Origin of the sequence: Pseudarthrobacter phenanthrenivorans Sphe3, assembly GCF_000189535.1 — a bacterium.
GTDB lineage: Bacteria > Actinomycetota > Actinomycetes > Actinomycetales > Micrococcaceae > Arthrobacter > Arthrobacter phenanthrenivorans.
This window is the reverse complement of sequence record NC_015145.1, coordinates 2,914,995-2,928,354: the sequence shown is the minus strand read 5'-3', so window position 1 is coordinate 2,928,354 and position 13,360 is coordinate 2,914,995. Positions and strand designations below refer to the sequence as shown.

At 68.2% G+C, this 13,360-nt stretch carries 13 protein-coding genes; 9 read left to right on the top strand and 4 right to left on the bottom strand.

Going from position 1 to position 13,360, the window contains the following annotated elements:
• Positions 1–58: 58 nt before the first annotated feature.
• On the bottom strand, positions 59–1,465 hold the full coding sequence (locus ASPHE3_RS13525; protein ID WP_013601771.1) for a family 4 glycosyl hydrolase: 1,407 nt from the start codon (positions 1,463–1,465) through the stop codon (positions 59–61).
• 69 nt (positions 1,466–1,534) lie between these two features.
• Here ASPHE3_RS13525 and ASPHE3_RS13520 point away from each other — a divergent pair, with 69 nt between their 5' ends.
• The 6 genes from ASPHE3_RS13520 to tsaD are packed head-to-tail and all read left to right on the top strand — an operon-like array spanning position 1,535 to position 6,776.
• The gene (locus ASPHE3_RS13520) at positions 1,535–2,626 is read left to right on the top strand and encodes a carbohydrate kinase family protein (RefSeq protein WP_013601770.1); all 1,092 of its coding nucleotides are present in this window, start codon (positions 1,535–1,537) and stop codon (positions 2,624–2,626) included.
• A 41-nt stretch (positions 2,627–2,667) separates the two neighbouring features.
• On the top strand, positions 2,668–3,885 hold the full coding sequence (gene alr / locus ASPHE3_RS13515; protein ID WP_013601769.1) for an alanine racemase: 1,218 nt from the start codon (positions 2,668–2,670) through the stop codon (positions 3,883–3,885).
• Complete coding sequence (gene tsaE / locus ASPHE3_RS13510; RefSeq protein WP_013601768.1) at positions 3,882–4,460, top strand: tRNA (adenosine(37)-N6)-threonylcarbamoyltransferase complex ATPase subunit type 1 TsaE; 579 nt, start codon at positions 3,882–3,884, stop codon at positions 4,458–4,460. Before alr ends, tsaE begins: the two co-directional genes overlap by 4 nt.
• Complete coding sequence (gene tsaB, locus ASPHE3_RS13505; protein ID WP_013601767.1) at positions 4,460–5,131, top strand: tRNA (adenosine(37)-N6)-threonylcarbamoyltransferase complex dimerization subunit type 1 TsaB; 672 nt, start codon at positions 4,460–4,462, stop codon at positions 5,129–5,131. The genes tsaE and tsaB overlap by 1 nt, the downstream gene beginning before the upstream one ends.
• A 44-nt stretch (positions 5,132–5,175) precedes the next feature.
• A complete protein-coding gene (rimI, locus tag ASPHE3_RS13500) occupies positions 5,176–5,676 on the top strand; it encodes a ribosomal protein S18-alanine N-acetyltransferase (RefSeq protein WP_049786138.1) in 501 nt (166 codons plus the stop codon).
• Positions 5,673–6,776 carry a tRNA (adenosine(37)-N6)-threonylcarbamoyltransferase complex transferase subunit TsaD gene (gene tsaD, locus ASPHE3_RS13495; protein WP_013601765.1) on the top strand — a complete coding sequence of 368 codons (1,104 nt, stop codon included), beginning with the start codon at positions 5,673–5,675 and terminating at the stop codon, positions 6,774–6,776. Before rimI ends, tsaD begins: the two co-directional genes overlap by 4 nt.
• Before the next feature lie 109 nt (positions 6,777–6,885).
• On the opposite strand, the gene ASPHE3_RS13490 is transcribed toward tsaD, so the two are convergent.
• The gene (locus tag ASPHE3_RS13490; protein WP_013601764.1) at positions 6,886–8,037 is read right to left on the bottom strand and encodes a glutamate--cysteine ligase; all 1,152 of its coding nucleotides are present in this window, start codon (positions 8,035–8,037) and stop codon (positions 6,886–6,888) included.
• Between the two features lie 377 nt (positions 8,038–8,414).
• Here ASPHE3_RS13490 and ASPHE3_RS13480 point away from each other — a divergent pair, with 377 nt between their 5' ends.
• Both ASPHE3_RS13480 and ASPHE3_RS13475 read left to right on the top strand, forming a co-directional pair.
• Positions 8,415–9,857 carry a glycoside hydrolase family 3 N-terminal domain-containing protein gene (locus tag ASPHE3_RS13480; RefSeq protein WP_041652196.1) on the top strand — a complete coding sequence of 481 codons (1,443 nt, stop codon included), beginning with the start codon at positions 8,415–8,417 and terminating at the stop codon, positions 9,855–9,857.
• Positions 9,858–9,936: 79 nt separating this feature from the next.
• Positions 9,937–10,755, top strand: a complete 819-nt coding sequence (locus ASPHE3_RS13475) for a shikimate 5-dehydrogenase (RefSeq protein ID WP_281282162.1) — start codon at positions 9,937–9,939, stop codon at positions 10,753–10,755.
• A 6-nt stretch (positions 10,756–10,761) separates the two neighbouring features.
• On the opposite strand, the gene ASPHE3_RS13470 is transcribed toward ASPHE3_RS13475, so the two are convergent.
• The gene (locus ASPHE3_RS13470) at positions 10,762–12,003 is read right to left on the bottom strand and encodes a class I SAM-dependent methyltransferase (RefSeq protein ID WP_013601760.1); all 1,242 of its coding nucleotides are present in this window, start codon (positions 12,001–12,003) and stop codon (positions 10,762–10,764) included.
• 54 nt (positions 12,004–12,057) lie between these two features.
• Here ASPHE3_RS13470 and ASPHE3_RS13465 point away from each other — a divergent pair, with 54 nt between their 5' ends.
• On the top strand, positions 12,058–12,435 hold the full coding sequence (locus tag ASPHE3_RS13465; RefSeq protein WP_013601759.1) for a hypothetical protein: 378 nt from the start codon (positions 12,058–12,060) through the stop codon (positions 12,433–12,435).
• On the opposite strand, the gene ASPHE3_RS13460 is transcribed toward ASPHE3_RS13465, so the two are convergent.
• Entirely contained in the window at positions 12,363–13,295 is a 933-nt protein-coding gene (locus tag ASPHE3_RS13460) for a DMT family transporter (RefSeq protein WP_013601758.1), read from the bottom strand. The two genes, ASPHE3_RS13465 and ASPHE3_RS13460, sit on opposite strands and share 73 nt — an antisense overlap.
• Positions 13,296–13,360: the final 65 nt, after the last annotated feature.

Sequence of the window (13,360 nt, the reverse complement as noted above, 5' to 3'; positions counted from 1 at the left end):
AACGGCGCGTCCTGGCAGCGCCGGTTCAGTGCGCATCCGATAAAACACTACTCCTCCCTCAACGCCCGCCACCGCCCCACAGGTCCCGCAGCGCGGGGAACTCCTGCTCGTACCCCGCCAGCAGCGCCACCGCCAGTTCATGGGAACCCACCAGCGGATGCCGGGCGAAGGCTTCCAGGGCCGCCTCCCGGTCCCCGTAAGTGGCTGCGCGGACCGTAAGGCGCTCCACCTCCTTCACCTGCCGGAGCAGTCCAAGCTGCGGCTCCGGCGGCAGTTCCTGGGCCAGCGGCAGGGCGCCGTCCGTGGTCACCACGCACGGAACTTCGACGACGGCGTCTGCCGGCAGACCGGGAATGGCGGCCTGTGGAGGGGCTGCTTCAGCTGCCGGTGCCTGGGTTGCCGCCGGCAGGGAGTTGCGGGTGTTCAGGATCAGCTCGGTGTCGCCGGCTCCGGACAGGGCCCGCATCGCGGCGAGGGCAACGCGTTCGTAGCCCCCGCCGGCAAGATCGTCCTGATCCCGCTGCTCATCCTTGCCCCGGGCTTCGGCCAGGTAGCCCTCCTCACGGGACCGGCGGGCCTCCTCCCAGAGCCGGTAGGCATCGGTGCCGGCGGCGGTGAGGCGGGGATACAGTTCCTGCTGCTGGTCGTGGATGGTTTCGCCGCGGGTCCGGGCCATCGCCCGCATTGCTTTCCGGGCAGCGTCTCCTCGGTAGTAGTAATAGAGGTATTCATTCGGCAGGGATCCCAGGCGGGCGAGGAACGGCTGGGGGAACAGCCGGCCCTCTTCGAATGATGCAAGCGCCCGCGGGTCTGAGAGCAACTCCGGCAGCACGTCCCGCCCGCCGGACTCCAGACGGTAGAGCCAGCCCAGGTGGTTGAGGCCGTAGTAGCCCACGCCGTCGAGCCTTCCCTCGGGCAACGCCGCGCCCGCGGCACGTGCGGCGCGCTGCACCAGGCCCCCCGCGGAGTCGCAGATGCCGATAACCCGCTTGCCCAGCACCGGGAGCAGCGCCTCCGTCACCATGCCCGCGGGATTGGTGAAGTTAACCAGCCAGGCATGCGGGCAGTGCTCCTTCATGAGGCGGGCAAGGTGGAGCATGGGCGGGATGGTCCTGAGGGCGTAGGAAATTCCACCCGCGCCCGTGGTTTCCTGCCCCAGTAAACCAAGCCGTTGCGCCACTTTTTCGTCCGCCACCCGTCCCGCCGTACCGCCCGGGCGGATCGCGGCGAACACCATTTCCGCCCCTGGCAATGCTTCTGGAAGGCTGGTGGCTGCACGGACGGGAACCCGGCCGCCGATCCCTTCCGGCATGCTGCGCAGCACGGCCATGATCGCGTCCAGGCGTGCGGGGTCAACGTCATGCAGCACCAGTTCCGTGACCACCCCGGCGTAGCGCCCGGAAGCCAGTGCCCGGTAGATCAGCGGCACCCGGAAACCGCCGCCGCCGGCAATCAGAAGCCGCATAATCAGCAGTCTAGGCCGGTCCCGCCTGAGCCCCTACCGCATGTGGGCGGCAGGGCGTAGTGTGCGGTCATGGACGCGATCCCAGCCCGCCCGTTCGATCCACTGGCGGCCGTCCGCTCGCCGGCGACCCCCGGTTTCGATGTTTTGCTGGCCGGCACCGTTTTTCAGGACATCATCTTTACCGGCCTCCCGCACGCACCGGAACCAGGCACCGAAATCTGGAGCGACGGCATGGGCAGCTGCCCCGGCGGGGTGGCCAACCAGGCCATCGCGGCGGCGCGGCTGGGGCTGCGGACAGGGCTGGCGGCCGCATTCGGCGACGACGGCTATGGGGACTTCAACTGGAAGATCCTGTCCGGGCAGGAGCATGTGGATCTCACCTTGTCCCGGCGCGTGCCGGGCTGGCATTCGCCCGTCACCGTCTCGCTCTGCGTGGAGAAGGACCGGTCCCTGGTGACCCACGGCGACGCCCCACCCATCACCTCCTCGGAGCTCATCGGAGATCCGCCGCCCGCGCTCGCGGGCATCGCGGAAGTGGGCATGGAGATCGAGCCGTGGGCCAAGGCCGCCCACCATGCAGGGGTCAAGCTGTTCGGTGATGTCGGCTGGGACCCCAGCGGCGAGTGGGCTCCCGTCCGGCTGGACAACCTGGAGTATTTCCACGCCTTCCTGCCCAACCAGCGCGAGGCCATGGCGTTCACGGGCAAGGATGATCCGTGGACCGCCCTGTACGCCCTGGCGGACCGGGTTCCCGTCGCGGTCGTGACCTTGGGGGCGCAGGGCGCCATGGCGGTGGACTCGGAAACGGGGGAGGAGGAGTGGGTGCCGTCGCTGCCGGTAAAGGCCTACGATCCCACCGGCGCAGGGGACTGTTTCGACGCCGCGTTCATCGTCGGCAGCCTTGCCGGCTGGCCGCTGGGGGACAGGCTGCGTTTCGCCAACCTCTGTGCCTCACTCGCGGTTCAGGAAGTGGGAGGATCACTGGCCGCCCCCGGCTGGGGGGACATTGCCGACTGGTGGAAGCGCGCGAACGCACGCCCCGAGCGGCAGATGAGCCAGTGGCTGCGGCGCTTCGGCTTCCTCGCCGACATCATCCAGGACGTCCCGCTGGCCGCCCAGCGCAGGGCTTCCGCCACCATCGCCCACCTCTCCGATGCCTGATCGATTATTCGGCCGGAAGCGCCAGCACTAGAATCACTAAGGTGACTTACCCCGCAACAACCGGCGAATTCAGTGCTGCCCCGGCCAACGGCCCCCGCTACGAACGGTCTGCCGTGATCGACCTTGACGCCATCCGGCACAACGTCCGCCGGCTGGCCGCTGCCGCCTCCCCGGCGAAAGTCATGGCCGTGGTCAAGGCCGATGCGTACGGGCACGGGGCGGTACCCGTGGCGCGCGCAGCCCTGGAGGCAGGGGCATCCTGGCTGGGTGTGGCCCACATTTCCGAAGCCCTGGCGCTCCGGGCCGCCGGGATCGACGCGCCGCTGCTCGCCTGGCTGCACACCCCGGACAGCAACTTCGGGGCAGCCGTCGCGGCCGGCGTCGATATTGGCTGCTCGGGCTGGGAACTGGACCGAATCGTGGCAGCCGCCCGGGAACAGGAGCGCCCCGCCCGCATCCACCTGAAAGTGGACACGGGGCTGGGACGCAACGGCGCCACCCTCGACACCTGGGACCACATCGTGGGCGAGGCGATGGAATACCAGGACCAGGGCCTGCTCCGCGTGGTGGGGATCTTCTCCCACCTTGCCGTCGCCGACGAACCCGAGCGCCCTGAAACGGACCAGCAGCTGGCCACCTTCCGTGAGGTCCTCGCCGTTGCGGAGGACGCCGGCGTGGACCCTGAGGTGCGGCACCTCGCCAATACCCCCGCAACCCTGTCCCGGCCCGATACCCACTTCGACCTGGTCCGGGTGGGACTGGGCATCTACGGGCTGTCCCCGTTCGCCGGGCAGAGTTCCGCTGAACTGGGACTCCGTCCGGCCATGACCCTGCGGACCCTCGTGTCGCAGTGCAAGGAGGTGCCGGACGGGCAGGGCGTCTCCTACGGCCTCCGCTACCATACGACCGGCGCCAGCACGCTGGGACTGATCCCGATGGGCTATGCGGACGGGGTGCCGCGGATCGCCACCGGCGGGCCGGTCAGGGTGGCCGGGAGGACCTACCCTGTGGTGGGCAGGATTGCGATGGACCAGATGGTCATCGACTTCGGCAGCACGGTCCAGGCGGGGAGCCTGCTGGGTGCCGAAGCGGAACTGTTCGGCGACGGCTCCGACGGCGGCCCCACCGCCGATGACTGGGCGCGGGCCGCCGGAACCATCAACTACGAAATCGTCACCAGGATCAGTCCCAGGGTGCCGCGCTGCTTCATCAATGAAGAGGACAAGAGCGCCGCATCCAGCCAGGAGGATGCCGCGTGAGTGCCAACGGCCAGGCTGGCCTTCCCAATTGGGAAAAGACTTTCACCGCGACGACGGCGGACCAGACCCAGGCGCTCGCCGTCCGCCTTGCGTCGGTGCTGGAGGCGGGGGACCTGCTGGTCCTCAGCGGTGAGCTGGGTGCCGGCAAGACCACCTTTACCCAAGGGCTCGGCGAAGGGCTGGGCGTCCGGGAGGGCATCATTTCCCCCACCTTCGTGCTGGTCCGCATCCACCCCAACCTGCCGGACGGGCCGCGGCCCGGCGGTCCGGACCTCGTCCACGTTGACGCCTACCGGCTCGAATCGGCGGCAGAGATCGACGACATCGACCTTGAGAACACCATGGACTCCTCGGTGACGGTGGTGGAGTGGGGACAGGACCGGGTGGAGCACCTCAGCGAGAGCAGGCTGGAGATCGACCTGCACCGCGCGATCGGGCTTGGCGCCATGCCCTCTGCCGGCCTGGACTTTGACACTGAAGACGCCGACGAGCCCCGCACCATTGTGATGCGCGGGTACGGCCCCCGGTGGGCTGACGCTCCGGAACTGGGCGCCGCCAGGGAAGGGGCGCGCTGATGCTGCTCCTTGCCATCGACACCTCGGCCGTGGCCAGCGCCGCCCTGGTCTCGGACGAAGCGCCGGACAGGGTCATCGCCGCCTTCTCCACCGAGGACACCCGCAGCCATGCGGAAGTGCTAGCCCCTGGAATCGAGGAGATGCTGGCCGCCGCCGGTATCTCCGGGCAGGACATCGACGCGCTGGTGGTGGGCGTGGGGCCAGGCCCGTTCACTGGACTACGGTCGGGAATCGCGACGGCGCGGACGCTTTCGTTTGTCTGGGGCAAGCCCCTGTACGGGCTGGTCAGCCTGGACGCCATCGCGCTGGAGGTGGCAGAATCCACCGCCGCCGTCCGGGAATTCCTGGTGGTCACGGATGCGCGCCGCAAGGAGGTTTACTGGGCGCGGTACACATCGGAGGATGGCAAGCTTCCCAGCCTGGAAGACGGCCCGCACGTCAGCTTCGCGGCCGACCTGCCGGAGCTGCCCGCCTTCGGCGCCGGCGCCGGCCTCTATGCCGATGCCCTGGACTGCCACCCGGAGTTTGCCCAGGAACAGCCGGACGCCCTGTACTTGGGGCAGTTCGCGCTGGCCCGGCTCGCCGCCGGGAACGGACTCTTGGACTCGACACCCCTGTACCTCCGCGAATCCGACGCGCAGGTGCCCGGACCGCGGAAGAGGGCACTGTGAACGCCCTACATGGCCGCGAGCCACTGGGGATCACCGTCCGGGACATGACGCTCGAGGACGTGCCCGCCGTGAGTGCGCTGGAACAACGGCTCTTCCCCGTGGACGCCTGGCCCCTGCAGATGTTCTTCGACGAGCTGTCCCAGCCGGAAACCCGCCGCTACCTCGTGGCGCTGGGCAGCAACGGCATCGTGGGCTACGCCGGGCTGATGTGCATCGAACCCATCGCGGACGTCCAGACGATCGCCGTCGTCCCCGAATATGAGGGACGGGGCATCGGCACCACGCTGCTCACCACCCTCATTGAGGAGGCCCGCCGCAGGCGGGCAGCGGACGTCCTGCTGGAAGTCCGGGCCGACAACCCGCGGGCGCAGCAGCTGTACCGGCGCTTCGGCTTCGAACAGATCCACGTCCGCCCCCGGTACTACCGGGACGGCGTGGACGCCCTGATCATGCGGCTCCAGCTCACCGGCATCCCCGGCGAAGGGGCCCACGAATCCGGTCCGGCAACCGGCGAAGGAACAACCACGGAGGCAGGCCAGCCATGAACCGATCCCAGCCACTGGTCCTGGGCATTGAATCGTCGTGCGACGAAACCGGCGTCGGCATTGTCCGCGGGACAACCCTGCTGACCAACACTGTGTCCTCCTCAATGGACGAACATGTGCGGTTCGGCGGGGTTATCCCGGAGATTGCGTCGCGGGCCCACCTTGATGCCTTTGTGCCCACCCTGGAACAGGCATTGGCCGGGGCCGGAGTGACGCTGGACGAGGTGGACGCCATTGCCGTTACCTCCGGACCGGGCCTGGCCGGAGCCCTCATGGTGGGAGTCTGCGCAGCCAAGGCCTTGGCCGTGGCCACCGGAAAGCCCCTGTACGCGATCAACCATTTGGTGGCCCACGTGGGCGTCGGTCTGCTGGACGGGAAGGACGGCGGCCGGGAACCCGGCACCGCCCCGCAGCTTCCGGACAACCTTGGCGCCCTGCTGGTGTCCGGAGGCCACACAGAAATCCTGAAAATCAACAGCATCACCGACGACGTGGTCCTGCTGGGCTCCACCATCGACGACGCCGCCGGGGAAGCCTATGACAAGGTGGCGCGGATCCTCGGCCTCGGTTACCCGGGCGGGCCTGCCATCGACAAGGTGGCCCGCACCGGCAACCCGAAATCCATTCGCTTCCCCCGCGGCCTGAGCCAGCCGAAGTACATGGGCACCGCCGAAGAGCCCGGCAAGCACCGCTACGACTGGTCCTTCAGCGGCCTCAAGACCGCGGTGGCCCGGTGCGTGGAGCAGTTCGAGGCGCGCGGCGAAGAGATTCCGGTGGCTGACATCGCCGCCGCCTTCCAGGAAGCCGTGGTGGACATCATCTCGTCCAAGGCTGTGCTGGCCTGCCGCGAGCACGGGATCAAGGACGTGCTGCTGGGCGGCGGCGTGGCCGCGAATTCCCGCCTCCGGGAGCTCACCGGGCAGCGCTGCGCGTCCGCCGGGATCCGGCTGCATGTGCCGCCGCTAAACCTGTGCACGGACAACGGCGCCATGGTGGCTGCCCTGGGTGCCCAGCTGGTGATGGCAGGAGTGGAGCCAAGCGGCATCCGTTTCGCGCCGGACTCGTCCATGCCGGTCACCTCGGTCTCACTCCCCGCCTAACCCGCCGCCCGGCGGACCGTCGCGGGGCACTTTGGGGGAGCCGCCGTTGTAAATCACGACGGCGGGCGGCGTGTCCGTGCCGAAGTGCCCCGTTTCGGGTGGGGGCTACTCAGGCGGTGGGGCCGTTCCGCATCTGTTTGACCAGGTCCAGCACTACGGCCTGGAGGTCCCCGCCGTGCTCGGCGGCCACCTTCCGCTGGCGCTGGTAGCCGGCGCCGCGGCGGATGATTTTCTCGACGTCGGCCAGCTCGTCCGGGCAGCCCAGCTTCTTCGCCACGGGCTCCAGCCGGTTCAGGGTCTCCAGCAGGTGCTCGGTAACCAGCTGCTCCTTACCGGAGGCGTCGAGGATGATGATCGCGTCCATGCCGTACCGGGCCGCGCGCCATTTGTTCTCCTGCACGTGCCAGGGCGGCATGGTGGGAATGGTCCCGCCGTTGTCCAGGGTGGTGGAGAATTCGTCCACGAGGCATTGGGTCAGGGCAGCAATCGCGCCCACTTCCTCCAGGGTGGCCAGACCGTCGCAGATCCGCATTTCAATGGTTCCAAGGTTCGGAACCGGGCGGATGTCCCAGCGGATTTCGGAGAGGGTGTCGATCACGCCCGTGGTGAACATGTCCTGGACGTAGGACTCGTACTCTTCCCAGGAGCGGAACTGGAAGGGCAGGCCCGCAGTGGGAAGCTGCTGGAACATCAGGGCCCGCTGCGAAGCGTAGCCGGTGTCCTCGCCGCCCCAGAACGGGCTGGACGCGGAGAGCGCCTGGAAGTGCGGGAAGTAGTTGACCAGGCCGTCCAGGACAGGAAGTGCCTTATCCCGGCTGTCCAGCCCCACGTGGACGTGCACGCCATAGATCACCATCTGGCGGCCCCACCACTGGGTGCGGTCGATCAGTTTGGCGTAGCGGGCCTTGTCCGTCACCGGCTGCAGCTGCGGCGGGCTGAACGGGTGGCTTCCGGCGCAGAACAGTTCCACGCCCATGGGATCAGTGATTTCGCGGACCGCGGCGAGGGAACGGCTGAGGTCCTCCTTGGCCTCGGCGGCTGTCTCACAGATGCCGGTGACCAGTTCAACGGTGTTCAGCAGCAGTTCCTGCTTGATGTGCGGATGCTCGTCGTCTTCGTTCAGTTCCGGGTGCCGCGATGCCACGCCCCGGAGTACCTCGTTGGCCACGGAGGCGAGCTCGCCGGTCCTGCCATCCACCAGCGCGAGCTCCCACTCAACACCAAGGGTTGACTGCCGTGATGAAGCGAAGTCGATCTTCACGCATTTCCTAACTGTCCTGTTTGCCGCTGGCTCTTGCCGTCACTGACAGGCTGCTGCCGGCAGGCGAACGGGTGGTTCAAGTCTAGTGCAGGGGTAGCATCGTATTGATGGCCTTGTTCCAACACGTCCGTGACAGTCTTCACAAAACCTTCCCCGCCCTTGCTGCCGCCTCGGCCGCAGTAGCCCTCGCCTCCTGTACGGCCGCGCCCGGGCCCGTTCCGTCGTCGTCGGCCCCTTCTGCTCCGGCCCCGCCCACCGCCACGGGTACGACGACGGCGCCCGCCACCTCCTCGCCGGCACCTGATCCGGGTGCCACGCCACTGGGCTGGGGTCCCCAACAGCGCGATGCGGACAAGGCCGCCGCGGCAGTGGCCGCAATGACCACCGAACAGAAAGCGGGGCAGGTCCTGCTTCCGTTCTTCAAGGGCAAAGACGTGGAAGCGCAGGCGGCCCTGATCGAACGGCTGCACCTGGCCGGGTCCATCATCATGGGCGACAACGTTCCGCTCGATGCGCAGGGCCGGATGGACGTGCAGGGCATGGCAGCCATCAACCAGCGGCTCGCCCAGGCCGCAGCCGCCGGCGGCAGGCCCTGGCCCGGGATCATTGCCGTGGACCAGGAAGGCGGCCAGGTTGCCCGGCTGGGGCCGCCGCTGACGGAATGGCCCACGCCCATGAGCTACGGCGCCGCCGGGAGCGCGCCCCTGGCGAAGGACGCGGGCCAGGGGCTGGCGGCGGAGCTGGTCCCTCTGGGCTTCAATGTGGATTTCGCTCCGGATACGGATGTCACCATCGGCCCGAGGGACCCCACCATCGGTGCCAGGTCCATGTCCTCGGACCCCGGGACTGCCGCTTCCCTTGGCGTCGCCTTTTCCCAGGGAATGCTCGCCGCGGGAGTGTTGCCTGCGGTCAAGCACTTCCCGGGGCACGGATCGGTGACCGTTGACTCGCACGTCAACCTCCCCGTGCAGCCCGCCCCTCTTGCAGAACTCAGCGTCCGCGACTGGAAGCCCTTCGAGGCCGCCATCGCTGCCGGCTCGCCGATGGTGATGACGGGGCACATTGCGGTCCCTGCGCTGGAACCCGGCGTCCCGGCGTCGCTCTCCGGCCCCACCTATGCCGCGCTGCGGGGGCTGGGCTTCAAAGGCGTGGCGGTGACGGACGCCCTGAATATGGGCGCCGTGGCCAAGCAGTACCCCGGCGGAACCGCCGCAGTGATGGCCCTCGCCGCCGGCGCCGACCTCCTGCTGATGCCGGCCGACGTGGGGCAGGCGCATGCCGGCATCGTCCAGGCGGTGGCGTCCGGCGCGCTGCCCGCCGAGCGGCTGGATGACGCAGCGCGGAGGGTGGCCACGATGATGGTGTGGAACAGCCGGACGGCAGCGAAAACCGGCGCCCCGGCCGGAAGCGGCGCAGCACTCTCAGCCCGGATCTCGGCGCAGGCCGTTACCGTCCTCACGGGTGCGTGCAGCGGCCCCCTGGTGCCCGGTGCTGTCCAGGTGGCCGGCGGCCAGCCGGCGGACAGGGCACGGTTCGAGGCTGCGGCAACCCGCGCCGGGCTGGCTCTCGGTTCGGGACCGGTGGTCAGCCTGATCGGCTTCGGCGGGCGGGGCGCGGGAGGGGACATCGCCGTCGCACTCGATGCTCCCTGGCCCCTGCAGGACTCAACCGCGCCGGTTAAGATGGCCCTTTACGGCCGGAGCGACGGCGCCTTTGACGCCCTCGCCGCGGTCCTCGCCGGGAAGGCGCCCGCCCCCGGGAAGCTGCCGGCCGCCGTCGGAGGATTCCCGGCAGGCACCGGCTGCCCCTCTCCCAACTAAGTAGCGCTAAGTGTCGTTTTGGAGCCTCAAAACGACACTTAGCGCTACCCAGTTGGGAGGGAGCGGGTTAAATGGGGAGGTGCCCATTCTGAATAAAGACATGACCCTCTGCATCTCGCTCTCGGCCCGGCCCAGCAACAACGGGACCCGTTTCCACAACCACCTGTATGAGCAGCTGGACCTCAACTGGATCTACAAGGCGTTCGCCCCCACCAACCTGGAGCAGGCCATCGCCGGCGTGCGCGGGCTGGGCATCCGCGGCTGTGCCATCTCCATGCCGTACAAGGAAGACGTGATCGCCCTCGTGGACGAGATGGATCCTTCCGCGAAGGCCATCGACTCAGTGAACACCATCGTGAACACGGACGGACACCTTAAGGCGTACAACACCGACTACACCGCGATCGAGCAGCTCCTGGCCGCCAATGACGTCCCCACCAGCTACTCTGTCCTGGTCCAGGGTGCGGGTGGAATGGCCAAAGCCACTGTTGCCGCGCTCCGGGACGCCGGCTTCTCCGATGTCACTGTGCTCGCCCGGAACGAGGCCACGGGCCGGGCGCTCGCCGAACAGTACGGCTTCCAGTGGCGTCCGGCGCTCGACGGCGGGACGGCTGACCTGATCATCAATGTCACCCCCATCGGAATGGCCGGAGGGGCGGAGGCTGAGTCGCTCGCCTTTCCGCAGGAAGCGATCGACGCCGCCCGCGTAGTGTTCGACGTGGTTGCCCTGCCCGCCGAAACGCCGCTGATCAAGGCGGCACGGGCAGCAGGGAAACCCGTGATCACCGGGGCGGAGGTGGCCACCATCCAGGCGCTGGAGCAGTTCGTGCTTTACACCGGCGTGCGGCCCACTGCTGAGCAGGTGCGCGCCGCCGAGGAGTTCATGCGCGCCCAGTAGCCTGCCTCAGGCCACCGGCTCCACCACGATGGCCACCCGGTCCTCCCCGATGCGGGTCAGGACCAGGGTGGCCGTTTTTCCGGCCTTCTTCGCCGTGTTCTTTCCGCCGGCATTCCTGCCGCCCAGCAGCTGCTTGCGGAGCTCCTCCGGCGTAACGGCGGTCCCGCGCTTCTTGATGTCCAGCACGCTGATGCCGTTGTCCTTCACCCAGGCCTTGAGGGCCTTGACGTTGCAGGGCATCACGTCCAGGACTTTGTAGGCACGCGCAAACGGCGTGTCCACGAGGAACGGTGCGCAAATGTAGGCGATGTGTTCATCCACCAGGTGCCCGCCGAGTTCCAGCGCGACGTCGGCCACCAGGCCGGCGCGGATCACCGCTCCGTCGGGCTCGTACAGGTAGCCCTCTACCGGGCCCACTGGAGCAGCGGGACCTGCCCCAAAGTCTTCACTGCTGGCCATCTCCGCCGCGCCTTGGGCGCCGAGCACCAGGGCAGCCCGGCGGACGCCCGGCCGGCGCACGGCGTTAAACCACAGGGCCACCTCGGTGACATCCCCAGCCACGGAGACCCACTGTGCTTCACACTCCGCAGGAACGGAATCATGGGGCATGCCGGGCCCCATCTTGACGCCCACAGCCAGCCCGGACGCCGCCAGCTTCTCCACGAAGGACAACGGCGGGGAAAATGCTTCCGGGTCCCAAATCCGCTTGGTCCCCGAACTGGAGGTGACCCGGCGTGCAGGATCCAGCCAGACCCCGTCGATCCCGTCCAGCGGGACCGAGGTGGCGTCGGCGTGCACCACAGTGGCGTTGGGGAAGGGGATGAGGTTGACGGTGGCGCAGGCGGCGGTGGTCTCGTCCATTTCCACTGCCGTCACGTTGATGTCCATGGACGCCAGCGCCAGGGAGTCGGCGGCCAGGCCGCAGCCCAGGTCCGCCACGTGGCGGCATCCGGCCTCGGCAAACCGCTGGGCGTGGCGGGCGGCAACGTTGAGCCGGGTGGCCTGCTCCAGGCCCGCCTGCGTGAACAGCATCTGGCGGGCGAATTCCCCGAACTTCGCGGCGGCTTTGGTGCGGAGCCGGGACTGGGTCAGCACGGCGGAGACCACTTCGGGGGAGTGCCCGGCCTTGCGGAGGGCCGCATTCAGGGCGAATGACTTCTCCTCCTGGTAAGGGTCCAGGGACGCCAGGAGATCCCAGCCTTCAGGGGTGAGAAGGGGTGCAATCTGGTCCTGGGGAGCTTGAGCCATGGGTTCCAGCCTAGTGGAGCAGCGGCCGGCGCGGATGCCGATAGTGTTGAAACCATGAAAGACAGCGCAGGTCCCCAGCAGTCCCGTCAGCACCAGCCAGGGGACGGGGGCCCGGCCAGGTTCGCCCGGCCCGCGCTGATTGCCAGCGCCGTGGTGGCCATTGTCTGCGTCGCGCTCCTGGTGATCATCTTCTTCCTGGACACTTTCAACGCCACCGTCTATTCGGTGGGCGGCAATGACATCCGGGACGAGACCCAGGAGGCGCAGGATATCCGTGGGCTCTATGACGGCGCCCGGGTTGGCAGCATCATCTTCCTCGTGGCCTCACTGCTGACGGCGATCGCAGCGGCTGCACTGCTCTACCGCGGCCGGAATTCCGCCGGCGAGGGCGACGGCGGCGAAGACGTCGACTTTGACGACCTGGGCCGCTGACGCTCCTTGCCGCCCGCGCTGGTCAGCAGGACACCGGAGATGACGAGTGCCCCGCCCAGGATCTGCGGAACTGTGATGGGCTGCCCCAGGACAACCGTGATGACGGCCGTGAACACGGCGATGAGGTTCAGGTAGTTGCCGGCGTTGGCCGCAGAGGTCCGCTTGAGGGCCAGGTTCCAGAGCAGGTAGGACCCCAGTGACGGGAAAACTGCGATAAAGGCCAGGGACCATCCTTCGGACGGGCTGCCGGGAAGGCCGGAACCAGTGGCCACGGCAAACGGAAGAAGGACGACGGCGGCCATCGCCACCTGCACGGCGGTGGAGGTGATTGCCGGGACGTCCAGCCGGCGGGCAATGATCGTATACAGGCCCCACACGGTGATGGCTCCCACGATCAGCAGCTCTCCAGTGTTGATGGAGAAGGTCAGGAGCCGCTCGAAGCTGCCCGCGGTAAGGACTATGAGGACGCCCAGCAGACCCAGCGCCACCCCAACCCAACTGAGCGGCCGTGGCCTGTCCCGGAGCAGGACGACTGCCATGACCAGGATCAGCGCCGGGTTCGCGGCAGTCACCAGCGAAGCATTAAGGGCGGAGGTGTGCTGCAGTGCGCTGTAGAGCAGCAGCGTGTAGCCGCTCATTCCCAGCCCACTCAGGAGCAGCAGGACAGGCCAACGGCGAAGGGCGGCGCGCCAGTCCGGCTTCTCCACCGCGTGCGCCAGGACCAGCAGCGGCACTGCGGCCAGGACCCAGCGCCAGAAAGTCAGCTGGAGCGGCTCCATGGTTTTCATGGCGGCCTGCCCCACGACGAAGTTTCCTGCCCAGAACAGGTTGGCAAGGATGAGGTAAACAGCTGCTCGCACCGGACAAATGTACACATGTACGGTTCGCGGATGACGAAACTCTGGCACTCGCCTTGACCGAGTGC